Genomic DNA, 20,452 nt, shown 5'->3' with positions numbered 1-20,452 from the left:
CGCTTCCCGGGTTCGGGAGGCGGCCTTTGTCGTGGGTGGGCGCTCGGGGTGGGCGGGGGTGTTCGCCGAGCGGGGGTGCTTGCCGGGCGGGGCGTCACCCACAGGGGCCGGGCGTCACTCACTTGGGTGAATTCATGATCCCCAGGGGCGGAGTTGTGCACAGGCATCGAGGCACCTCGGCCGGCCCGGGACGCCGCGCGGCACGGTGGGAACGCGGCTCGACCCTCGTTTCCTGCCCCGGTTCCGGCGAGGGTCGGGCCGCACCCACCCGCTGCCCGCTGGAGGTGCGATGTCCCCTTCGGGATCGTTCGGAGCCCCGCCCGGTCCGTCGTTCGGCCCGCCGTTCCGGTCCGCGCCGGCCCCGCGCGCCCGGCCGCCGTGGCGCCGCGTGCTGGCTCGGCATCGACGCGGCCTGGCCGCGCTGTCGGCCGCCGTCGCGGTGCTCGCGGTGATCGTGGCGGTCCGCCCGACCCCGGCGCCGACCGGAGCGGTCCTGGTGGCCGCGCGTGATCTGCCCGCGGGCAGCACCCCCGGGCCCGCCGATCTGGCCCTGGTCGCCTTGCCGACTGCCTTGCACCCGGCCGGAGTTCTGCACGCGGTCGGGCAGGCCACCGGGGTCGCACTGACCGGTCCGCTGCGCCGGGGCGAGCCGGTGACCGACGTCCGGGTGGCCCACCCCGGCGGCCCGCACGACCCGGGCACCGTGGTCCTGCCCGCGCGCTTCGCGGACGCCGACGCGGTGGCCGTACTGCGCCCCGGCGACCGGATCGACGTGCTGGCCGCACCCGCGCCCGAGCATCCCGGTCCGGCCCGGCTGATCGTCCCCGCCGCGATCGTGATGGCCCGACCGACCGCGACCGGCTCCTCCGCCGGGGCCCTGCTGATCCTCGAAGTGCCCCGCACGGTCGCCGCCGAACTCGCGGGCGTGGCGGGGGGTTCGGTGCTGACCTATACCATCCACAGGTTCGTGGGCGGCCCTGTTGCGACGAATCGCGAATGACAGCAGACTCGTGCGAGTTGTCCGGCTTCATGGGGTATTCCGCGATTTTTACGGTCTTCGGCCTTGATCATCGGCCGGATCGCCCCGACGAGGCTTCGACCGATCAAGATCGATGGGAATCAAGCAGTGGGCGGCTTCAAGAAGTTCCTCATGCGCGGAAACGTCGTGGACCTGGCCGTGGCCGTGGTCATCGGCGCCGCGTTCACCGCGGTCGTGAACGCGTTCGTGAAGGGGATGATCAACCCCGTGGTGGGTGCCCTCGGCACCAAGAACCTGGACGGGTACACGTCCTGCATCAAGGGCCCGTGCGGCGTCGACGCGAACGGCGAGGCGACCGGCGTGCAACTGCTGTGGGGCTCGGTCCTCGGCGCCGGACTGACCTTCCTGATCACCGCGGCGGTCGTGTACTTCCTGCTCGTGCTACCGCTCAACCACATGATGGAAAAGCGTAAGCGGGCCCTGGGCCACGCCGGCGAGAAGGAGCTCAGCGAGGCCGAACTCCTCGTCGAGATCCGCGATCTGCTCTCCCAGCGGCTCAACCCGGAGGCGGACCCCGGCCACGGTGTCACCGGGTCGGGCTCCTCCCGCTCCGACACCTGATCGATCGGCAACACCCGAGCAGGACCGGTCGCACTCCTGCGGGACGCACGCGAGACGGCGGGGCCGCGTCATCCTTCGAAGGATGACGCGGCCCCGCCGTCTCGTTTCGCACCGGTTGCCCCCGGGCCCGTTCCGGACTCAGAGGTGATGCGGCGGCTTGTCGTCCAGGAACCGGCGCAGGTCCGCCGGGTCCGAGGCCGGGCGTTCGTCGCCCCAACCCGCATCGGTCTCGTCCGAACTCACCTCGGGAAGCAGGTCGTCCCAACCGAACCGGTCCCGCCGCCTCGGTTCGCCCGGTCCACTCGTCGCACGCACATCCGCCTCGGCCATCGCATCAGTGTGCCGGCGCTCCGGCGGCAACCCGCTCACGCGGCTTCGAGCCCCTGGGCGGTGGCCAACTCGCGCAGCTCGACCAGGGCCTGCTTCTCGATCTGGCGGATCCGCTCACGGGTGAGCCCGAGTTGCTTGCCGACCTCGGTCAGCGTGTGCTCCTTGCCGTCCGCCATGCCGTAGCGCGCCCGCAGGATCGTGGCCGTGCGGCCGTCCAGCCGACCCACCAGGCTCGCTATCTGCTCGCGCCGCAGCGTCGCCAGGGTGATGTCCTCCGGCGTCAACGGATCGGTCTCCTGGACCAGTTCGCCCAACTCGGTCTCGCCGTCGTCACCCACCGGGGTGTCCAGGCTGATCGGGTCGCGCGCCCAGCCGATCACGTCCACGACGCGCTCGGGCGTGGAGCCCACCGCCTCGGCGATCTCCGTCATCTCGGGATCGCGCCCGTGGTCACGGGCGAACTCCCGCTGCACCCGGCGGATCTTGCTCAGCTCCTCGACCAGGTGCACGGGCAGTCGCACGGTGCGCGCCTGATCCGCCATCGCCCGGGTGATCGCCTGCCGAATCCACCAGGTCGCGTAGGTGGAGAACTTGAAGCCCTTCGCGTAGTCGAACTTCTCGACCGCGCGGACCAGGCCCACGTTGCCCTCCTGAACCAGGTCCAGGAACGGCATCCCGCTACGCGGGTAGCGTCGGGCGACGGAGACCACCAGCCGCAGGTTGGCCTGGATGAACAACTCCTTGGCCGCCGCGCCGCGCTCGATCAGCCGCTCCAACTCGGCCCGGTCGACGCCCTCGGGCACCGCGTCGTCGTCGATCAGCCTGCGTGCGTACAGCCCGGCTTCGATGTCCTTGGACATTTCGACCTCGCGCTCCGCGTCGAGCAGCTTCGTGCGGCTGATCTCGTCCAGGTACACACCGACCGTGTCGCGCTCGACGTCGGCAGCCTTCCGCGTGCGGGAAGCCGCCACTCGCTCGGCGCCCTGTCGGGCCACACCACGTGTAGTCGGCATGCTCTAGCCCTCACTTTCATTCGCATTCGTCAATATTTCGAACGAACGAGAAGCCTGTGATATTCCGTCCGAAGATGTACTGTTGAAAGGTTGGCCGATAGCGGCCCTTGAGAGCGCCTGCCCGGCGTCGGGCCCCGCATGCACATTCGGTGTGCCTACGTCCCGCTCAACGGTCGACGAGGCCCGGATGTTCCGATCTTCCGGACCCGACGCCCCCGCACACCCCCGGGAGGGACCGCTTTCGGCCGGCCGTCAGTGCGCGTCCGGCGCGGGCTCCAGGTCGCGCGGGATCAGCCGCCAGGCCAGTACGGCGGCGACCAGCGCGACCACGCCACCGACCAGGAAGGTCGGCGTCATCGCGGCCGTGAAGGCGTCGCCGGCCCGGCCCAGGAGAGCGCTCGCGCCGAGTCGATCCGCGACCACGGACGCGTCCCCGATCGACTCGCGCACCGCCGCCGCGTCGGCCGAGTCGAGGTCGAGGTCGGGCAGGTCGGCCCGGTAGAGCGCGGACGCCATGCTGCCCAGGATCGCGACGCCGAGCGCGGCGCCGAGTTCGTACGCGGTCTCGTCGATCGCCGCCGCGCCACCGGAATCGGCGGCGGGCGCCGAGGACATCAGCACCACCGACGCGACCGTGGCCAAGGTGCCCACACCCAGCCCGACCACCGCGAGCGAGGTGCCCACCAGCGCATAGTCCACGTCCCGGAAGTGCTGCCCGATCCACGGCAGCGCGAGCCCCAGCGCCATCAGCGCCAGGCCGATCGCGAGCACGTTCCGAGGTGGGAAGCGGTGCATCAGCGAGGGCACGAACATCGACGCCAGGATCAGCGCGATCGGCGCGGGCAGCAGGTGCAGACCGGCGGAGACCGGGCTGTAGCCCTGCACGTACTGGAACCACTGGCTGAGCAGGAACAGCGCCGCACCCAGCCCGAGCATGCCCAGGAAGATCGCGGTCGCGGCCATGCTGAACGCCCGATCGGTGAACAGCCGGACCTGGAGCAGCGGATTGGCCAGCCGCAACTGGCGACGGACGAACACGGTCAGCGTGAGCGCGGCCACCACGAGCAGGACCCACGCGACCGGATCGCCGACGCCACCCTTGCCGAGTTGCTTGACGCCGCCCGCGAGGGTGCCCATGCCGACGATCGACAGGCCGACACCGGGCCAGTCCCACGCGCCGGAGCGCGGCGAACGCGACTCGGGCAACAACCACAGGCCGAACCCGATCACCGCGACCGCGATCGGCACGTTCAACAGGAACGCCGACTGCCAACCGTGCGACTGCACGAGCAGCCCGCCGACCACCGGCCCCAGCGCCATGCCGCCGCCGAAGACCGCCGACCACACGGCGTAGGCGAAGGCCCGCTCGCGGGCGTCGGTGAACACCTGGCGCAGGATGGTCAGCGTGGACGGCATGATCGCCGCACCGCCCACGCCGAGCAGCACCCGGGCCGCGATCACGTGCCAGGCGGCGGTTGCCGCCACGGCCAGCAGCGAGGCCAGCGCGAAGATCGCGAAGCCGACGAGCAGCAGCCGCTTGCGCCCCCAGCGGTCCCCGAGCGCGCCCGCGGTGACCAACAGGCCGGACAACGCGAGCGCGTACGAGTCGATGATCCACAACTGCTCGACCGAGCCGGGCCGCAGATCGGCGACCAGGGACGGGAACGCGACGTTCAGGATGGTCGCGTCCATCGAGATGATCAGCAGGCTCCCCGACAGGATCGCGAGCACGGCCCAGCGCAACGGGTCGGGCGCGGGGCGGAGGGCGGTGGAGCCGGCCATGAGACATCCTCAATCCTTGTGAGACACAAATGTCTCACGTCATCGAAGGACTGTCTACCGCTCCCCTCCCGGCAGCACGATCGTCATGAACGACTCGCCCGGCCGGAATCCGAGCCGCTCGTACACCGCCCGGGCCGGATTGCCCTCGGTGACCGCGAGCCCGATCGAGGGCAGCCCGTCGAGCAGCGCCAGGCCGAGCGTGTGTCGCAACAACCGGCCGCCGAGCCCCGCGTACTTGGGATCCGGGTCGCGAAAGACCTCGGTGATCCACGGACCGAGCAGTTCGGCGTCGTTGACCAGCACCGCGCCGACCACCCGCCCCTCGTCGAACGCGACCGTGCTGAACCCGAACAACGGCCCGAGCGCGCGGCCGTCGAACAGACCCGCCAGGTTCTCCGGGCTCGCGTCGTCACCGCCGTCCGGGTGCTCCGGCGGATAGGCGGCGATCCAGGTGTCGTACAACTCCGAGGACGGCACGGACGCCGCCGCGCGCACCTCGATCCCGGGCTCGGCCCATGTGGCGTCCCCGAGATCCGGACCCAGATCGCGGAAGTACTGATGCAGATGGCGCATCAACCGGCCGCCCGCGGCGACCAGCACCGCGCCGGTGTCCGCGCGGGCCGACACCACCCACCCGGGCAGCGCGGTCAGGATGGCGGGCGCGGCGAGTTCGGCCGGAAGCCGGTGCAGGCGCAGGTCGAGCGCGGCCGGGCGCCCCGAACGATTGCCCAGCCGGTAGTCGGCGACCAGTGCCCCGTCCCGATCGAACACGGTCCCCCGCGTACGAACACTTTCGTCTGTGGTCATGAGCTTCATTCTTCGATGCCCGAGCAAGTGGTTATCCCCTCTCAGCGGCCTCGATCCCGACCGCCGGGCAGCGCCCGCGGCGGCCATCGTGGGCGTCTCGGCACAGGCCACGCCCATCCGCCCAGCATCGCCCGACCCGCCGAACCGCGCACGCCCGGGCGCATCCAGAACATGCGCGGAGAGTGATCGCCCGCGAAACTGGCATACATGGACAAAATCTCGCTCCGGACGGCCACCAAGGAGCAACTCGCGTCGGCCCGCAGCACCTCGTCCGGCCGCAGCTCGGTCACCATGCTCGGCGGCTCCCGCCAACACCTGCGGCAGACCCTGATCGCCCTGACCACCGGCAACTCGCTGGCCGAACACACCAGCCCCGGCGAGGCGTCGCTGATCGTGCTGACCGGCCGGGTGCGACTGACCGCCGACGACGAGTCGGTCGAGGGCAGCTCCGGCGACCTCCTGGTCATCCCCACCGAGCCGCACACCCTGGAGGCCCTCGAGGACTCCGCCGTCATCCTCACCGTCGGCAAACCCTGACCGGCCACAAAGCCGCCGGCCACCCCGGCAACCGTTCCGCTACCCTGTCCTGCGGGACCACACGGCCCCGAAGCCTCCATAGCTCAGGGGATAGAGCACCGCTCTCCTAAAGCGGGTGTCGCAGGTTCAAATCCTGCTGGGGGCACCGTGCCCGTACGGGTGGGAAACCCCGGCTTCGGCCGGGGTTTCGGTGTTTGTGGGGTCGCCTCAGGTCGTGGGGCTCACCTCGGCGGTGCCGGCTCGGTCGTACAGGGCGGCGATGTCGGGGCCGAAGTAGCTGCTGTACGAGGTGAGGTCGTCGCCGCCCTGCTCGTAGCCGCCGATCACGCCGATCACCGTGCCGCGGTCGTTCGCGGGGTCGATGTCCGTGATCATCGGGCCGCCGCTGGTGCCCGCCGGGAAGCCCGCGCAGTCGAAGCGCAGTTGGGTGTCGGAGTAGGCCGCGGTGGTGTTCTGGCAGCCGATCGGCTCGTCCTCGTCGTCCGGGTAGCCGACCAGCCGCGCCGGCCGCGAAGGCGAGGAGCCGAAGGCGAGTCGTTCGGCGCCCGTGACGGTCTCGATCCGCTCGTCCGAGCCCGGGCGGCGGACCTGAAGGAAGGCGACGTCGTAGGCCGGGTCCCCGTCGGTGACCCAGCGCGGGTCCACGTCGATCCGGGACGGGACCCACACGCCGTACGGCATCACGCCGTCGTGATAGCCGGGCGCGAAGGCGATGTCGGTCGTGAAGGCGTCGCCGTACACGCAGTGCGCGGCGGTGACCACCAGGTTCCGATTCGGCGACTGCACCACGGTCGCGGTGCAGAAGTGCTCCGGGTCCTCCCCGTCGCCCCCACGCAACAGCGCGCCGATCGCCGGAGTCGCCGCGATCGTGCTCGCCTGGAGCGGTTCGGACGCCGGCAGCGGCTCGACCTCGGTCGAGGACTCGGTGGGCACCGGGGGCGCGGGCGCCGAGGGCGCATCGGTGGGCGCCGCGCCCAGCAGGTTCGCCGCGGTCCGGTCGCCCTCCGCGGGGTCCGGGAGGTGGTAGCCGCGGGAGGTGTCGCCGGTGCCGCGCGCTCGCGGATGGCCGGAGATCCGCCCGCCCGAGGCCAAGGCGACCGCCACCAGCACCGCGAGCACACAAAGGGCGATACCGATCGCCGGTCGACGCCTGCGCGGGTTCGCCCGGGCATCCGCAGCCAGTCGGGACACTCGACCACCAATCTCAGCGGGTTACGGCCTCGGTTGTGGACGCTACCGGCTGGGTGGATACCCCGGTGGGGAGGAATCAGACCGATTGCCCGCACGGTCACCGGGTCGTGACGAAGTGTTCCTCCGACCGTCGCCCCAACGGGTGGGAGGTGGGCGACGGTCGCAGGAATCCCCCGCTTTTCTTCGTGTGCCGGCCCGGCGCCGTCTCTCCAAACGCGCCTGGCGACCCTGCGACCGTATCCCGAGGGCCGGCGACATCGGCACCCCGGTATGGGTGATTTATGACTGCCTTAAGAAACTTCCATGGTCCGTGCACCCTTTTCGAAGGCGCGTCCGGACCGGCCCGCCCGCATCCGGGCGGCCGGATCATGCCCTCGTGCCCCGGGCCCGGCGCTGCCACACTTTCCTTGTTCCACGAGGGCGGCCGGAGAGGCGGGGGTACCGATGGCTGGGTCCGAGGACTCGTGGTGGACGGTGCGTGCTCGGCTGCGGCTGATCTGGGTGCCCTGCGTGGCGGTCATGATCGCCACCGTCGCCGCGCTGGTGGTGGGCCTGACCCTGGACGGCGACGCGCGCTCGCGCGGCCTGCTCCTGGTGCTGGGCATCGATCTGCTGCTCGTGGTCGGGTCGACGGTGCTGATCGAGAGCGCCTTGCGGCGTACGGTCGAGCAACCGCTCGCCCGGTTGGCCGATCCGACCCGGGAGCCGCCGGCCGGGCGCTACGACAGTCGCGAGTTCGACCGGATCGCCGACGTCATGGCGGCCCTGCGCGACCGGGCCAGGGACAGCGAGGACCGGGCGCACCGCGACCGCGCGCGGGTCGCCCGGCTGACCGAACTGCTCGCCGAACGGGACCGGACGCTGGACGGCGAGCGCGCGCGGTCGCGCGAGCTGGTCCGCGAACTGGCCGAGCTGCGCGGCCGGGTCGAGGAACACGCGCGGCGGGCCCGGCTCGCCCAGGCCGACCTGGATCGCTTCGCGTACGCCGCGACGCACGACATGCAGGACCCGCTGCGGCGGATCGTCTCGTTCGGCCGGATGCTCCAGGAGCGCTACGAGGACGTGCTGGATCGACGCGGCCGGCAGTACATCGACTTCACCATCGACAACGCCCGCCGGCTGCAGATGCTGATCGACGAGATGGTCACCCTCACCGAGGTGGGCCGCTCACGTGCGGAGAACGCCGAGGTCGACCTGGGCGAACTGGTGCGGCAGACCTGGCTGGACATGGCGGACCAGGTGGAGGACACCGGCGCCGAGCTGGAACACGGGCGACTGCCGGTGGTCGAGGCCGATCCCGGGCTGCTGGCCACACTGATCCGGCATCTGCTCGGCAACGCGGTGAAGTTCCAGCGCCCGTACGAGCAGCCGCGGGTGCGCGTCGACGCCGAGCCCGCCGCCGCCGGGTGGCGGATCACCGTGACCGACAACGGGATCGGCATCCCCACCGAGGCGGCGGAACGGGTGTTCGCGGCCTTCCAACGCCTGCACCCGCGCGAGACCTACACCGGCAGCGGCATCGGGCTCGCGATGGCCAAGCGGATCGTCGAACAGCACGGCGGCCGGATCGCCGTGGACACCGACCACACCGAGGGCGCCCGAATCGCCTTCACCCTGCCGGGCCACGTCGACGAACCCGACGGACCCAAGTCGGGCGGCGCCGGCCCGGACCCGAACGCGGTGCCCGGCCACCCGGTGGATCCGGCCGAAATCGCCGAGCCGATCGGGCCCGCCGAACCGGTCGTGGCGAACTCCGCACTCGTTGAACCCGTTCGCTTCACGGATCCGTCGAACCACGAGCCGCTCGCGTACGTTTCCGTTGCATCGGCGCCGCGTGACCGGCCGGCGTCGGGGACGACGACGGAGGCACCCGATGCGAACGACCGACCCGAACACCGAGCCGACCGGCACCCCACCGACGACCACGATCGCCCGGACCGGTAGGGCCGAGCCGACCCGGCGGGTCCTGGTCTGCGGCGCCGTCGTGGCCGCCGCCGGAGCGACCCTGGTGGCCTGCGGCAGCGACGACGGCGACTCGAAGGACAAGTCCTCCGACGGCTCCGGCGGCGACAAGACGCTCGGTCCGGTCGGCGACGTGCCGGTCGGCGGCGGCAAGATCTACGACGACGCCAAGGTCGTGGTCACCCAGCCCACCGCCGGCGACTTCAAGGCGTTCACCGCGGTGTGCACCCACCAGCAGTGCCTGGTCGGCAGCGTGGCGGCGGGCAAGATCAACTGCCCGTGCCACGGCAGCAGTTTCGACGCGAGCACGGGTGCGGTGCTCGGCGGCCCGGCCCCGCGCCCGCTCGCCGCGAAGCAGATCACGGTCACCAACGGCCAGGTCGTCCTCAAGCCCGCGTAGGTCGGGGCGCCGAGCCCGGTGGGCCGGTCCGCGCCGCGCGGGTGGTGGACCGCCCGCGCGGCTATGGTTTCCGCTCCCGCTTCGTGATTGCGTACCCGAGCCCGTCCCGGGCCAGGACGCGATGCGGAGGACCCCACCCATGACGACGACACCGCCGACCCCGCGGCCGAGCCTGGATCTGCTCGACGGCGACTGGTACGCGAACGGCCCCTATCCGGACTACGCGTGGTTCCGCGAGCACGAACCGGTCGCCTGGGACGCGGGCAACGAGCTGTGGGGCGTCTTTCGGTACGCGGACGTCAAGGATGTCGAGGCGCGCAGCGACCACTTCGTCAACTCCGACCGGAACAAGGGTGGTTACCGCCCGAACCTGCCCGCCGACCCGGCGATCATCGGCCTGGACAACCCGCTGCACAACAAGCGGCGCAGGCTGGTCAGCAAGTGGTTCACCCCGCGCGGCGTGCGCGAGTGGGAGGAGCACGTGCGCGCGACGTGCGTGGAGATCCTGGACGCCGCCGTGGCCAAGGGCACCGTGGAGGTGGTCGGCGACCTCGCCTCGGTGTTGCCCGCGAAGATGATCGGCCGCCTGCTCGGCTTCCCGGACGAGGACTGGCCGCGACTGCGCGACTGGTCCGAGCGCACCATCGCGCTCGGCGGCGGCCCGCGCTACCTGAGCGAGGACGGCCGGGCCGCGGCGGGCGAGTTCATCCGGTCGGCGCTGGGGCTGTACGAGGCGAAGAAGGCGTGTCCGGCCGACGACGTGATGTCGGTGTGGACCACGGCCCACATCGACGGCGAGCCGGTGGGGCCGGCCGACGTGGCGAGCGACTGCCTGCTGCTGCTCGACGGCGGCGCGGAGACCACCCGCACGGTGATCGCGCGCACCTTCCTGTATCTGCTCGAACACCCGGAGCAGTGGGAACTGCTGCGCGCGGGCGCCGACCTCGCGGTCGCGACGGAGGAGTTCATCAGGTACAGCACGCCGATCCACAACATGTGTCGGGTCGCGGTCGGGGACCAGCGCATCGGTGACACGGTGATCCCGGACGGACACCAGGTGGTGCTGATGTACGGCTCGGCCAACCGCGATCCGGCGGTGTTCGCCGAGCCCGAGCGGTTCGACGTGACGCGCACGCCCAACGACCACATCACCTTCGGTTTCGGCACGCACTTCTGCCTGGGTGCGCCGTTGGCCCGGCTGGAGATCCGGGTCTTCTTCGAGGAATTGCTCGCCCGGGTGCGCGAGCTGCGGGCGGTCCCGGACAGCACGGTGGTCCAGATGCCGAACGCGTTCGTGTACGGGATCCGCGAGGCGCACGTGGAGCTGATCGGCTGAGTCGCCCGCCCGCCCGTCCGCTTGGGGCGTCGAACGAGTCGCGTGCGACGTCGAACGAGGCGCGCGGCGTTGAACAAGTCGCGTGCGGCGTTGAACGAGTATTTCCGGGAAAAGGGATAGAGGGGAGTTTTCACCACAAAATTAAGTGTTGGGAGGCGACCATGACGGGCTTGTTGGACGAAGGATTGCCGGTCGATCACCGGCTCGGACAGGTCTACCGGTACGGCGGCGGGTTCATGGGGCTCGTGCTGATCACGTTCGGTGTCCTGGGCTTCACGAACAACGTCGGTTTCTTCTCCACCACCGGGCGCCAGGTCGCCGGGATGTCCACCAACGGCGCGCTGAGCCTGATCTCGGTCGTGGTCGGCGCGATCCTGATCATCGGCGCGATCATCGGCGGCAACACCGCCTCGACCGTGAACATCGTGGTGGGCGCGCTGTTCGTGATCAGCGGTTTCGTCAACCTGGGCCTGATCGGCACCCCGGACATCAACTATCTGTCCTTCGAGATGCCGAACGTGATCTTCAGCTTCGTGGTCGGCCTGCTGGTGATGACGTTCGGTTTGTACGGGAGGGTGAGCGGCCATCTGCCGCACGACAACCCGTACTGGCGCTCGCGCCACCCGGCGCAGGCGGCGCGCGAGGACGCCTTCCGCAATCGGGCCTCGGTGCTCTCCCGCGACGGGGCATCGGCGCTCGGCGGCGGCCCGACCCGACCCGGCGTCGCGGGTGGTCACCGGTAGGACCGCGGCGGGTCCGGCGGGTGGGCAGCGGACCGCATGTGCGTCGGCGCCGGATCGGCTCCATCGAGCCGATCCGGCGCCGATCCGCGTCCGGTGGCAGCGCCGGCTCAGTGGCCCGCGCCGAGCGGACGCTCCCACCGCGGCATCAGGAAGGCGAGCCCCCACGCCGCAGCCAGCGCCAGTGCACTGGCGGTGAGACCGATGGTGAACCCGTCGTCGAACACCGCCCGCACCGCGTCCGCCCCGCGCGCCGCGCCCACGTGGTCCTCCACGTGGCCGAAGAACAGCGTGCCGAACAGCGCCACCCCCAGCGCGCCCGCGAGTTGCTGGACCGCGTTGAGCACACCCGAGGCGGAGCCGATCTCGTGGTCGTCCACCCCGGCGAGCGCGATGCCGAAGAACGGCGCCATCAACAGGCCGAAGCCGAAGCCCGCGAGCGCCGTGGCCGGCAGCAGGACCCAGGCGTTCACCGGGCCGTCGTGCATCGCGATGGTGCCGCCGATGCCGATCACACCGAGCAGGCCGAGCAGCAGGCCCGCGTGCAGGACCCGACGGCCGTACCTGGCGGCGAGCACCGCGCCGGCCAGCCCGGCGCCGACGGTCGAGCCGAGCGACCACGGGATCAGCGCGAGCGCCGCGTGGGTGGCGGTCCAGCCGAGGCCGACCTGGAGGTAGAGGCCGAGCACGAGCATCAGGCCGATCATCGAGCCGAACATCATCAGGCCGACCGCGAGGGCGCCGGTGTAGGCGCGGTTGCGGAACAGGCTGATCTCCACGAGTGCGTCGCGGCCCGCGCGGCTGCTGCGCACCTCGTACCAGGCGAACAGCGCGAGCACCGGCAGCGAGCCGGCCATGCAGGCGAACGTCCAGCCGGGCCAGCCCTGTTCGCGTCCCTGCACCAGCGGATAGACGAGCAGCACCATCGCCGCGGTGACCAGGATCATGCCCACGACGTCCAGGCCCGGCCGGCGCGCACCGGCTGCCTCCGGGGTGGGTCGGGGCACCACCGCGGCGCCGGCGAAGAAGGCGAACAGCCCCAGTGGCACGTTCACCAGGAACACCGCGCGCCAGCCCAGACCGAACAGGTCGGCGTCCATCACCACCCCGCCCAGGATCGGCCCGAGCACCGCGGCCAGGCCCATCGCCGGCCCGAACACCGCGAACGCCGCGCCCACCTCGCGCTCGTCGAACATCTCCCGGATCAGCCCGAACGCCTGCGGCACCATCAGCGCCGCGGCGAGCCCCTGCAGGCCGCGGGCGCCGATCAGCATCTCCGGTGACTGCGCCAGGCCGCACAGCGCCGAGGTGAGGGTGAAGGCGAGCACCCCGCCCAGGAACATCCGTCGCCGGCCGAGGATGTCGCCCAGTCGGGCGCCGGTGATCAGGAACATCGCGAACGCCAGGGTGTACGCGGCCGAGAACCACTGGAGGTGGGTCGAGGAGCCGCCCAGGGCATCCCTGATGCCGGGGCCCGACACGTTGACGATGGTCGCGTCGAGCAGGTCCATGATGTCGGCGCCCATGACCACGGCGAGACCGATCCACCGGAGCGGGTAGGCCGGCCGGCGCTCCCCCGGCTCGGCCGCGATCGGCACCGCCTTGCTGGTGTCGGTTTCCATCGTCTCCCCCTGTTGCTCGAACACCGTTCGCACATCGAACGGCGTTTCATCCACGAACACTGTTTTAGCTACGAACACTGTTCGCGTCAAGTACAGTGTTCGTAAAGCCGAGTGATGCGATCGGCGAGGGTTGGTCGAGGAGGTGGCGCCGTGTCCGAGGTTCCCGAGGTTGCCGAAGTGCCCGTGCCGCCGTGGCGCACGTCGCCCAGGAGTCGGTCGCCGCGCAAGCCGACGCTGACCCAGGAGGCGATCGTCACCGCCGCGCTGGAGATCATCGACGCGGAGGGCATGGACGCGCTGAGCATGCGCCGGGTCGCCCAGCGCTTCGACACCGGCGCGGCCTCCCTGTACGCGTATGTCGCGAACAAGGAAGAGCTCGTGGAGCTGGTGGTGGACCGGGTCAACGGAGAGGTGCGGATTCCGCTCGCGGATCCCGATCGCTGGCGCGAGCAACTACGCGAGGCGATGTTCGCGATCCGCGACGTCTACGCCGCACACCGCGATCTGGGTCGGGCGTTGATCGGCGCGGTGCCGATCGGGCCGAACTCGCTGGACTCCAGCGAGCGGCTGCTGGCGATCCTGCGCGCGGGTGGACTCTCCCCGAAGGTGAGCGCGTTCGCGGCCGACCTGCTGTCCATGTACACGGTGATGTCCGGCCTGGAAATGGGCGGCCAGAACACCATGCACGGGGCGACCGACGAGGAGCGCGGGGCCTATTACACCGCCCTGCACGACTACTTCGCGTCCTTGCCCGCCGCCCGCTTCCCCACGTTGACCTCGCTCGGCGACGTGCTCACCTCGGGCGACGGCGACGAGCGCTTCGCGTTCGGCATCGACGTGTTGTTGCTCGGCATGATCGCGTACACCGACCGGGAGTCCTGACTCGGCGTCAGGAACCCGGCCAGGATCGGGATCACCGCACAGATGGTGTACGCGACGGGATAGCCGCCCGGGCCGCCGATGAGCGCGCCGAACACCGGCGGCCCCGCAGCGGCGGTCAGGTTCTGGCCGGTGTTCTGGATGCCCATCACCCGTCCCGCCCACGCGCTGCCCGCGAGTTCGGCGACCGCGGTGAAGGCCAGTCCGTTCCAACTCACCGTGGCCACCGAGGCGAGCAGCAGGAAGACGATCGCCGGCGGGCCGCCGATCGTCGAGGTCACCGCGAGCGCGCCGACCACCACGGCGTTGACCACGCACAGCGTGCGCATCGGCCGCAGCCGGGAGCCGACCAGGTCCGACCAGCGGCCGACCGCGATCCGGGAGCCGGCCGCCACCAGTTGCACGGCCGCGAGCAGCCGACCGGCCGCGGTCGCGGTCCAGCCGTGCTCGGACACCAGATAGTCCGCGGCGAAGGACACCACGACGAACTGGGACACCACCAGCAGCGCGCTGGCCGCGTGTATTCGGTACAGCACGGGCGAGTCGTACGGCGAGGCGGTTCGCGCCGAGCCGGCCGCCGGCGCGGGCCGGGCCGGATCGCGGACGAGCGCCACGACCAACACCGCGCCCACCACACACAACACGGCCGGGAAGACCAACGCGGCCCGGAAGCCCGCCTGGGTGCCGATCGGCGGCAGCACCAACGCGCCGGCCACCATGCCCAGCGGTTGCGCCATCTGCCGGATGCCCATGGCCAGTCCGCGCTGCTCGGGCGCGAACCAGCCCAGCACGACCCGCCCACTGGCCGCGTTCACCGCCGCCGAGCACGCGCCCGCCACCGCGAGCCAACCCCCCAGCCACACCGCGCCGTCACCGGCCAGGGCCACCGCGATCGCCGTGCCGGCCAGCGCCAGGCCGGTGGCCATCACCCGGCGCTCGCCCCAGCGATCCGCCGCCGCGCCCCACAACACCAGGGTCAGCAGCAGACCGAAGGTCGGACAGGCCACGACGGTGCCGGCCTGCGCGAGCGACATGCCCTCGTCCACGCGCAACACCGGAACGAGATAGGCGAGGCCGTACAGGAACACACAACTCGCCAACTGTGCGCACATCCCGATGGCCAGCATCAGCCAGCGCCGGCTCTCCCCCATCGCGCCACCTCCACGTCAATATCTGTGCACCATACAAGCTTTCTCAGGGACTGAGACGAGAATCTCGCACTTCGAGACATGAGCCATGGAGCAGCATGGGAACAGGACCACCGCAACACGTTCCACCACTCTGGGGAGAGACATGTTCGATGTCGAGGAATGCACGGCCGGGCCCCGCAACGCGATCACCGACGTGGCCGGCCTGCGGGTCGGGCACGCCGCCTACACCGATGCCGGTGCGATGACCGGAACCACCGTGCTGCTCGGGCCGGTCGGCGGCTTCGTGGCCGGCGTGGACGTGCGTGGCGGCGGACCGGGCACCCGTGAGTTGGACGCGCTCGACCCGCGCAACCTGGTGCCCCGGATCGAGGCGATCGTGCTCGGCGGGGGCAGCGCGTTCGGCTTGGACGCGGCAAGCGGGGTGGTGGCGTGGCTGGCCGAGCGGGGGCGGGGGTTCCCGGTGGGCACGGAGCCGCACCAGGTGGTGCCGGTGGTGCCGGCCGCGGCGTTGTTCGACCTCGGGCGCGGCGGCGACTGGGCGAGGCGTCCCGACGCGGCGCTGGGCCGGGCGGCGATCGCGGCGGCCGACGCCGAGCCGGAGCACGCGGTGGTGGCGCAGGGCAGCGTGGGCGCGGGCACCGGTGCGATGGTCGGCGGACTGCGCGGCGGGGTGGGCACGGCGAGCGTGGTCCTGCCCGGCGGGGTCACCGTCGCGGCGCTCGCGGTGGTCAACGCGGCCGGGTCCGCGGTGGACCCGATCGGCGGCCTGCCCTACGCGGCCGGCCTCGGCCTGCCCGCCGAGTTCCCGCTCACCGCGCCCGAACACGCCGAGCACGCCGCCGCGTTGCACCGCGCCGCGGCCGCCGCCCAGGTGCCGCCCACGCTCAACACCACGATCGGGATCGTGGCCACCGACGCGGTGCTGACCAGGTCACAGGCGCAGAAGGTGGCCGGCGTCGCACACGACGGGCTGGCCCGGGCGATCCGGCCGGTGCACACGCTCTACGACGGCGACACCGTCTTCGCCGTGTCCACGGCCCGGGTGCCGCTGCCCGCGACCGATCCGGACACGCCCTACGGGGTGAACGCGGAGGCCGCCGCACTGACCATGATCCACGCGGCGGCGGCCGACGTATTCGCCCGAGCGGTACTGCACGGCGTGTTGACCGCGAAGGGCGGCGGTGAAGTCCCGGCCTACCGAGATCTTTATCCGAATTCCAGCTCCGCATACGGGCGGTAACGATCTTGATCGCTGTTCACGAATAGGGAAACCCGCCCGAGAGACGCCACCCGGACTGCCCTATCATCGGCGATTCGACGATGAGGTTTCCCCGCTTCAGAAGGGGCCCGAAGCAACGGAGCGGTTCGCCGACATGGGACACGTTGATCATTTTGCATACGGAGCCGTCACTCCCGGTATCGCCTACCTCATGTCCTGCGTCGGATCGGCTCTCGGGCTGCTCTGCACGACACGTGCGCGGGCGGTAAGCGGTTGGGTACGCGCCCGTTGGTTGGTACTGGGTGCGACCTCGATCGGTGGTACCGGAATCTGGGTCATGCATTTCATCGGCATGCTCGGATTCTCGGTGCGCGAGACCCCGATTCGTTACGACGTGGCCAAGACGTTGACCTCGCTGGTGCTCGCGGTGGTGGTGGTCGGCATCGGCATGGCGGTCGCGGGTCGGCGCAAGGCGGGCGCCGTGGGGCTGGTGCTCGGCGGGATCATCACCGGCGGCGGCGTGGCGATCATGCACTACATGGGCATGGCCGCGATGAGCCTGGACGGCTCGGTCGAATACGACTCGTTCCGAGTCGGCCTGTCGATCCTGATCGCGGTGGTCGCGGCCACCGCGGCGCTGTGGGCCGCGCTCAACGTGAGCGGATTCGCGGCGACCGGGGGCGCCGCGTTGATCATGGGCCTGGCGGTCAGCGGAATGCACTACACGGGAATGTCCGCGATGAGCGTGCGTACCGAGGGTCGGCACGGGATGGTGCACGGGGTGGAGGCGTCCCAATTCCTCGCGCCGTTGATCACCGGCATCAGCCTTTTCACGGTGATCACGCTGTTCATCGTCGCGCTGTCGCCGTCCGCCGACGAGATCAAGGAAGAGGACGAACTCAACGCCAGGTTGGCCCGGTTGGAGGACAACCGGATCGGCGCGACGCCGACCGACCGGGTCGGCACGCGCCCCTCGCACCGCCGCACGGAAAACGACCCGCGCGATTACTTCCGCTCGGGTCGCTGATCCGGAATTTCGAATTCCGGCGCACTCCGCACGACGGCCCCGTACCGGCGCAGAGCGGCGGAGCGACACGGGAACGACCCGGCGCGGAGCGACCGGCCCGCGGTGCCGCGCCGCCCGCTCCCGCCGGGCCGTGCCGTGCTCGTTATTGGGTCGGTTCGAGGACCGGGCCCAGGGCGGCGACCGCGTCGAAGGGGCGTTCGCGCCGCTCTCGGCGCCTGTCCGCGAGCCGTCGGCGCAGGCCCGGTCGCGGTTCCTCGTCTCCGCGTGCCCGCTTTCGGGCGGTGCCGAGGTTGTCCCGGGCCTGGCCCTCGCGGTCGTGGTCGCCGAGTTTGCCGAACAAGGTCGCGGCCTGCTCGTGTGCGACGGCGGCCTCGTCGAACCGGCGCACCTGCTGGAGTGCGGCCCCGAGGCTGTTGAGGGCCTGGCCCTCGCGGGGCTGGTCGCCGAACTTGGCGAACAGGGCGGCGGCGTGTTCGAGCGCGGCGGCCGCCTCGTCGAACCGGCGCACCTGGTGGAGTGCGGCGCCGAGGTAGTCCAGCGCCTGGCCCTGGCGGTGCGGGTCGTCGAGTTCGGTGAACAGGGCGGCGGCCTGCTGGTGGACCTCGATCGCCTCGACGAATCGGCGCATCTCCCGAAGGGCGACGCCGAAGTTGTTGAGGGCCTGGCCCTCGCGGTGGTGATCGTCGAGGTCCGCGAACAGCGCGGCGGCCTGCCGGTGCACCTCGATCGCCTCGACGAATCGGCGCACCTCCTGGAGGGCGATGCCGAGGTTGTTCAGCGCCTGGGCCTCGCGGTGGTGGTCGTCCAGGTCCGCGAACAGGGCGGCGGCCTGTCGATGGGCGTCGATCGCCTCCTCGAACCGGCGCAGTTCCTGGAGCGCGGTGCCGAGGTTGTTGAGGACCTGGGCCTCGCGGTGGTGGTCGTCCAGGTCCGCGAACAGCGCGGCGGCCTGCCGATGGGCCTCGATCGCCTCGTCGAAGCGCCGCACCTGCTGGAGCGCGGTACCGAGGTTGCCCAGCGCCTGACCTTCGCCGTGGTGGTCGGCCTGCTCGCGGCACAGGGCGAGATCCTCCTGATGAGCATCGATCGCCTCGTCGAAGCGCCGCACCTGCTGGAGCGCGGTACCGAGGTTGTTCAACGCCCGACCCTCGCCATTGCGGTCGCCGAGTTCGCGGCAGATGACGAGGTCTTGCTGGTGACTCATGGTCTCTCCCGACGCGTCGCGGACTTCCGCCCCGACCGCCGTTCCTTCGATGGGTGGAAAGCGGCGTGGTCCGGCGGTGCATCCCTTCACATGGACACCTTCAGTAACCCGCTTATCACGGAGCGTGGCAACCGCACGGAAGTCGGAGCGGCCAACCGGGTGGCTGATTGAGCCGCATGGACGGCACACCCGAGGGGCACGGGCCGGTGCGACCGACCCGCCGACGGCCCGTCGAGACGCTTGATTGCGTCAATGATTTGGCGCAGACTCGCACGACGTCTCAACCAGCGCCTACGCGTCGGCGGGTCGCCGACGCGTGGTCAGGAGGAACCGATGCCGATCCCCGTACCCCTGGACGAATACCCGGTCCACCAGGTCCCGTTGTTCCACAGCGAGGTCGGCTCGACCGACCGGAACTTCTACGACCGCTGCATCATGCACGCCTACGACCGTGCGGGCGGCGTCCAGATCGCGACCGGCCTCGGCGTCTATCCGAACCTGGGCGTGATCGACGCGTACGTGGTGATCCGCAAGGACGGCCGCCAGCACGCGGTGCGGATGTCGGGCGCGCTCGGCCCGGATCGGCTCAAGCAGGAGGTCGGCCCGTACCGGATCGAGGTGTTGGAGCCGCTGGCCAGCGTGCGCGTGGTGTGCGACGCGCCGGAGCAGGGCATCTCGCTCGACCTCACCTTCACGTCGCCGTTCGCGCCGCTGCCGGAACCTCGACACGTGCAGCGCAGCGACTTCAAGCCGCTCCTGGACGCGTCGCGCTTCGTGCAGATCGGCGACTGGACCGGCACGGTGACCCTGGACGGCGAGGAGATCGCGGTCACCCCGCAGACCTGGTCCGGCTCGCGCGACCGCTCCTGGGGCATTCGCCCGTCGGGCGAGGCACCGCCGGCCGGGCGGCCCGCGCAGACCGCCGGATTCTGGTGGAACTGGATCCCCATCCACCTCGGCGACCAGGCGCTGATGATCATCGCCCAGGAGTCGGCCGAGGGGCACCGCTTCCTGACCGAGGCGATCCGGATCTTCCCGATCGCCGACGGCAGGGCGCCCGAGCAACTCGGTTGGCCGGAGTTCGACGTGCGCTACACGTCCGGCACCCGACTGCCGGAGGGCGCCGCGATCCATCTGACCGACCGCAAGCGCAACGCGCTGACGCTGCACCTGGACAACCACGGCTACATCGCGCTCAACGTGGGTGCGGGTTACGGCGGCGACCCGGACTGGGGCCACGGTCAGTGGAAGGGTTCGGACTACCTCGACGGCGCGGTGTACGAACAAAAGGACCCCGAGGTGGCCAAGCGCATCCCGTTCAGCGTGATCGACCATGTGGCGACCGCCCGACTCACCGGCCCCGACGGCGCGTTGCTCGCCGAAGGGGTGGGCATCTTCGAGCACGGCACGTTCGGCCGGCACGACCCGTCGGGCTTCACCGGGTGGGATTCGGTCGCCCCGTAGGGGGCACACCGGGCGAAGCCGGCGAATTTTAGCGGATATCCGTCGCCGACATTCCAAAAACGCATAAGTTGCGGAAGTACCGGGACAGTTCGCGATACCCATAGGCGCGGGACCGGTGTCACTCACTCCCGTGACCCGCCGACCGCCGGGCCGTGCACGCGAGTCCTCCCGCGCGCCCGGCCCGGCAG

The 20,452-nt window shown here is 71.0% G+C and carries 18 protein-coding genes, 1 tRNA gene and 1 pseudogene; 12 read left to right on the top strand and 8 right to left on the bottom strand.

Annotation, left to right across the window (positions count from 1 at the left end):
* Nucleotides 1-289: 289 nt before the first annotated feature.
* The gene (locus ACH4U8_RS39485; RefSeq protein ID WP_395782932.1) at nucleotides 290-1,000 is read left to right on the top strand and encodes an SAF domain-containing protein; all 711 of its coding nucleotides are present in this window, start codon (nucleotides 290-292) and stop codon (nucleotides 998-1,000) included.
* 126 nt (nucleotides 1,001-1,126) lie between these two features.
* Nucleotides 1,127-1,600, top strand: a complete 474-nt coding sequence (mscL, locus tag ACH4U8_RS39480; RefSeq protein ID WP_360325221.1) for a large conductance mechanosensitive channel protein MscL — start codon at nucleotides 1,127-1,129, stop codon at nucleotides 1,598-1,600.
* Between the two features lie 138 nt (nucleotides 1,601-1,738).
* Here the strand turns inward: mscL and ACH4U8_RS39475 are convergent, their stop codons facing one another.
* The 4 genes from ACH4U8_RS39475 to ACH4U8_RS39460 all read right to left on the bottom strand — a co-directional run bounded on the left by ACH4U8_RS39475 (nucleotide 1,739) and on the right by ACH4U8_RS39460 (nucleotide 5,532).
* Entirely contained in the window at nucleotides 1,739-1,930 is a 192-nt protein-coding gene (locus ACH4U8_RS39475; RefSeq protein ID WP_360318153.1) for a hypothetical protein, read from the bottom strand.
* 35 nt (nucleotides 1,931-1,965) lie between these two features.
* Complete coding sequence (locus tag ACH4U8_RS39470; RefSeq protein ID WP_360318157.1) at nucleotides 1,966-2,943, bottom strand: sigma-70 family RNA polymerase sigma factor; 978 nt, start codon at nucleotides 2,941-2,943, stop codon at nucleotides 1,966-1,968.
* 252 nt (nucleotides 2,944-3,195) lie between these two features.
* Nucleotides 3,196-4,725: an MFS transporter gene (locus tag ACH4U8_RS39465; RefSeq protein ID WP_395782930.1), complete on the bottom strand. Its 1,530-nt coding sequence runs from the start codon at nucleotides 4,723-4,725 to the stop codon at nucleotides 3,196-3,198.
* Between the two features lie 54 nt (nucleotides 4,726-4,779).
* The gene (locus ACH4U8_RS39460; RefSeq protein ID WP_360318163.1) at nucleotides 4,780-5,532 is read right to left on the bottom strand and encodes a GNAT family N-acetyltransferase; all 753 of its coding nucleotides are present in this window, start codon (nucleotides 5,530-5,532) and stop codon (nucleotides 4,780-4,782) included.
* A 207-nt stretch (nucleotides 5,533-5,739) separates the two neighbouring features.
* Between ACH4U8_RS39460 and ACH4U8_RS39455 the strand changes: the two genes are divergently transcribed.
* Both ACH4U8_RS39455 and ACH4U8_RS39450 read left to right on the top strand, forming a co-directional pair.
* A complete protein-coding gene (locus ACH4U8_RS39455; protein ID WP_360318165.1) occupies nucleotides 5,740-6,069 on the top strand; it encodes a cupin domain-containing protein in 330 nt (109 codons plus the stop codon).
* 72 nt (nucleotides 6,070-6,141) lie between these two features.
* Nucleotides 6,142-6,214, top strand: a tRNA-Arg gene (locus tag ACH4U8_RS39450).
* Between the two features lie 62 nt (nucleotides 6,215-6,276).
* Here the strand turns inward: ACH4U8_RS39450 and ACH4U8_RS39445 are convergent.
* Nucleotides 6,277-7,188 (bottom strand): trypsin-like serine peptidase, encoded by a 912-nt coding sequence (locus ACH4U8_RS39445; protein ID WP_395782928.1) that lies wholly within the window; start codon nucleotides 7,186-7,188, stop codon nucleotides 6,277-6,279.
* Between the two features lie 516 nt (nucleotides 7,189-7,704).
* Here ACH4U8_RS39445 and ACH4U8_RS39440 point away from each other — a divergent pair.
* From ACH4U8_RS39440 to ACH4U8_RS39425, 4 genes are all read left to right on the top strand, one after another.
* Nucleotides 7,705-9,204: an ATP-binding protein gene (locus ACH4U8_RS39440; RefSeq protein ID WP_395782926.1), complete on the top strand. Its 1,500-nt coding sequence runs from the start codon at nucleotides 7,705-7,707 to the stop codon at nucleotides 9,202-9,204.
* Nucleotides 9,134-9,622, top strand: a complete 489-nt coding sequence (locus ACH4U8_RS39435) for a Rieske (2Fe-2S) protein (RefSeq protein WP_395782924.1) — start codon at nucleotides 9,134-9,136, stop codon at nucleotides 9,620-9,622. The genes ACH4U8_RS39440 and ACH4U8_RS39435 overlap by 71 nt, the downstream gene beginning before the upstream one ends.
* A gap of 139 nt (nucleotides 9,623-9,761) precedes the next feature.
* On the top strand, nucleotides 9,762-10,958 hold the full coding sequence (locus ACH4U8_RS39430) for a cytochrome P450 (protein ID WP_395782923.1): 1,197 nt from the start codon (nucleotides 9,762-9,764) through the stop codon (nucleotides 10,956-10,958).
* 161 nt (nucleotides 10,959-11,119) lie between these two features.
* Nucleotides 11,120-11,701, top strand: a complete 582-nt coding sequence (locus ACH4U8_RS39425; protein WP_360318179.1) for a DUF4383 domain-containing protein — start codon at nucleotides 11,120-11,122, stop codon at nucleotides 11,699-11,701.
* Between the two features lie 107 nt (nucleotides 11,702-11,808).
* On the opposite strand, the gene ACH4U8_RS39420 is transcribed toward ACH4U8_RS39425, so the two are convergent.
* Nucleotides 11,809-13,374: an MFS transporter gene (locus ACH4U8_RS39420; RefSeq protein ID WP_395782922.1), complete on the bottom strand. Its 1,566-nt coding sequence runs from the start codon at nucleotides 13,372-13,374 to the stop codon at nucleotides 11,809-11,811.
* Between the two features lie 60 nt (nucleotides 13,375-13,434).
* Here ACH4U8_RS39420 and ACH4U8_RS39415 point away from each other — a divergent pair.
* A pseudogene (locus tag ACH4U8_RS39415) lies at nucleotides 13,435-14,118 on the top strand (TetR/AcrR family transcriptional regulator); the annotation flags it as partial.
* Here the strand turns inward: ACH4U8_RS39415 and ACH4U8_RS39410 are convergent.
* A complete protein-coding gene (locus ACH4U8_RS39410; RefSeq protein WP_395782921.1) occupies nucleotides 14,055-15,350 on the bottom strand; it encodes an MFS transporter in 1,296 nt (431 codons plus the stop codon). The pseudogene ACH4U8_RS39415 and the gene ACH4U8_RS39410 overlap by 64 nt on opposite strands.
* A gap of 142 nt (nucleotides 15,351-15,492) precedes the next feature.
* Here ACH4U8_RS39410 and ACH4U8_RS39405 point away from each other — a divergent pair, with 142 nt between their 5' ends.
* Both ACH4U8_RS39405 and ACH4U8_RS39400 read left to right on the top strand, forming a co-directional pair.
* Nucleotides 15,493-16,590: a P1 family peptidase gene (locus ACH4U8_RS39405; RefSeq protein WP_395782920.1), complete on the top strand. Its 1,098-nt coding sequence runs from the start codon at nucleotides 15,493-15,495 to the stop codon at nucleotides 16,588-16,590.
* A 133-nt stretch (nucleotides 16,591-16,723) separates the two neighbouring features.
* Complete coding sequence (locus tag ACH4U8_RS39400) at nucleotides 16,724-17,596, top strand: MHYT domain-containing protein (protein WP_395782919.1); 873 nt, start codon at nucleotides 16,724-16,726, stop codon at nucleotides 17,594-17,596.
* A 142-nt stretch (nucleotides 17,597-17,738) separates the two neighbouring features.
* On the opposite strand, the gene ACH4U8_RS39395 is transcribed toward ACH4U8_RS39400, so the two are convergent.
* A complete protein-coding gene (locus ACH4U8_RS39395; RefSeq protein ID WP_360318194.1) occupies nucleotides 17,739-18,800 on the bottom strand; it encodes a tetratricopeptide repeat protein in 1,062 nt (353 codons plus the stop codon).
* 333 nt (nucleotides 18,801-19,133) lie between these two features.
* Between ACH4U8_RS39395 and ACH4U8_RS39390 the strand changes: the two genes are divergently transcribed.
* Nucleotides 19,134-20,264 (top strand): hypothetical protein, encoded by a 1,131-nt coding sequence (locus tag ACH4U8_RS39390; protein ID WP_395782918.1) that lies wholly within the window; start codon nucleotides 19,134-19,136, stop codon nucleotides 20,262-20,264.
* Nucleotides 20,265-20,452: the final 188 nt, after the last annotated feature.

It is taken from the genome of Embleya sp. NPDC020886 (assembly GCF_044333915.1).
Lineage (GTDB): Bacteria > Actinomycetota > Actinomycetes > Streptomycetales > Streptomycetaceae > Embleya.
Note: the sequence above shows the minus strand (reverse complement) of the source record. Positions and strands in the feature narration are given on the sequence as shown.

Excerpts from the sequence above, each read along its gene's own strand:
- ACH4U8_RS39485 (WP_395782932.1), top strand. The coding sequence starts at position 290 with ATGTCCCCTTCGGGATCGTTCGGAGCCCCGCCCGGTCCGTCGTTCGGC.
- ACH4U8_RS39475 (WP_360318153.1), bottom strand. The coding sequence starts at position 1,930 with ATGGCCGAGGCGGATGTGCGTGCGACGAGTGGACCGGGCGAACCGAGG.
- ACH4U8_RS39470 (WP_360318157.1), bottom strand. The coding sequence starts at position 2,943 with ATGCCGACTACACGTGGTGTGGCCCGACAGGGCGCCGAGCGAGTGGCG.
- ACH4U8_RS39465 (WP_395782930.1), bottom strand. The coding sequence starts at position 4,725 with ATGGCCGGCTCCACCGCCCTCCGCCCCGCGCCCGACCCGTTGCGCTGG.
- ACH4U8_RS39460 (WP_360318163.1), bottom strand. The coding sequence starts at position 5,532 with ATGACCACAGACGAAAGTGTTCGTACGCGGGGGACCGTGTTCGATCGG.
- ACH4U8_RS39455 (WP_360318165.1), top strand. The coding sequence starts at position 5,740 with ATGGACAAAATCTCGCTCCGGACGGCCACCAAGGAGCAACTCGCGTCG.
- ACH4U8_RS39440 (WP_395782926.1), top strand. The coding sequence starts at position 7,705 with ATGGCTGGGTCCGAGGACTCGTGGTGGACGGTGCGTGCTCGGCTGCGG.
- ACH4U8_RS39435 (WP_395782924.1), top strand. The coding sequence starts at position 9,134 with ATGCGAACGACCGACCCGAACACCGAGCCGACCGGCACCCCACCGACG.
- ACH4U8_RS39430 (WP_395782923.1), top strand. The coding sequence starts at position 9,762 with ATGACGACGACACCGCCGACCCCGCGGCCGAGCCTGGATCTGCTCGAC.
- ACH4U8_RS39425 (WP_360318179.1), top strand. The coding sequence starts at position 11,120 with ATGACGGGCTTGTTGGACGAAGGATTGCCGGTCGATCACCGGCTCGGA.
- ACH4U8_RS39410 (WP_395782921.1), bottom strand. The coding sequence starts at position 15,350 with ATGGGGGAGAGCCGGCGCTGGCTGATGCTGGCCATCGGGATGTGCGCA.
- ACH4U8_RS39405 (WP_395782920.1), top strand. The coding sequence starts at position 15,493 with ATGTTCGATGTCGAGGAATGCACGGCCGGGCCCCGCAACGCGATCACC.
- ACH4U8_RS39400 (WP_395782919.1), top strand. The coding sequence starts at position 16,724 with ATGGGACACGTTGATCATTTTGCATACGGAGCCGTCACTCCCGGTATC.
- ACH4U8_RS39395 (WP_360318194.1), bottom strand. The coding sequence starts at position 18,800 with ATGAGTCACCAGCAAGACCTCGTCATCTGCCGCGAACTCGGCGACCGC.
- ACH4U8_RS39390 (WP_395782918.1), top strand. The coding sequence starts at position 19,134 with ATGCCGATCCCCGTACCCCTGGACGAATACCCGGTCCACCAGGTCCCG.